At 35.4% G+C, this 551-nt stretch carries 2 protein-coding genes; both read right to left on the minus strand.

Translation table 11 applies throughout. From position 1 onward, the window contains the following. Positions 1 to 63: 63 nt before the first annotated feature. Positions 64 to 360, minus strand: a complete 297-nt coding sequence (locus tag IEY78_RS35435) for a hypothetical protein (RefSeq protein WP_506417116.1) — start codon at positions 358 to 360, stop codon at positions 64 to 66. Further along, positions 303 to 497: a protein NO VEIN domain-containing protein gene (locus tag IEY78_RS35440; protein WP_506417115.1), complete on the minus strand. Its 195-nt coding sequence runs from the start codon at positions 495 to 497 to the stop codon at positions 303 to 305. Before IEY78_RS35440 ends, IEY78_RS35435 begins: the two co-directional genes overlap by 58 nt. Positions 498 to 551 lie beyond the last annotated feature (54 nt).

Here is a 551-nt window from a genome sequence, read left to right on the forward strand (position 1 = left end):
TTAGCATAACCAACACTATATCTAAAGAGATCTTTTTTTATTTATAAATGTAATTTTATATTTTTACTCCAACGCCAAGTCAATCAAAATTTGCCAATTCTCTTTATAGTGTTGGAGTTGCGACAAACTCTTTGTGTTGCCCCATTCTTGTATGTCTTCAATAGGGATAATATAGCATTCGCTTGTGCGAGTGTCTATCCCTAAAATCAAATCGCAATCCTTTTTGGTGTATTTGTAAGTGCGTTTAGGAGCATTCCTATCAATTTGAACCCCACTCCTATAGCCCCCTGTAAAATTCAAAGCTATTTTATTTGCCCTATTAAGTGGTATTCTAAAATGCTTTTTTGCTTTCTCTCGCATGCCTTAAACTCTAAATGCTTTAAGGGGTTAGCAATGGATAAAAGATGGGGTTTTTCACTTAAATTCAATACCACCACAAGCACATAATCATGGCTATAAGTTTGTGCTTGCTCATATTCTTTTTGAGTCAATCTCAATGGCCCTTACTTTTCCCTAATCCCCTTAACTTCCACTAAAAACGCTCGCTTGTT

It is taken from the genome of Streptomyces kronopolitis, from assembly GCF_014646275.1.
In the GTDB taxonomy this organism is placed as follows: Bacteria; Actinomycetota; Actinomycetes; order Streptomycetales; family Streptomycetaceae; genus Streptomyces; species Streptomyces kronopolitis.

Excerpts from the sequence above, each read along its gene's own strand:
- IEY78_RS35435 (WP_506417116.1), bottom strand. The coding sequence starts at position 360 with ATGCGAGAGAAAGCAAAAAAGCATTTTAGAATACCACTTAATAGGGCA.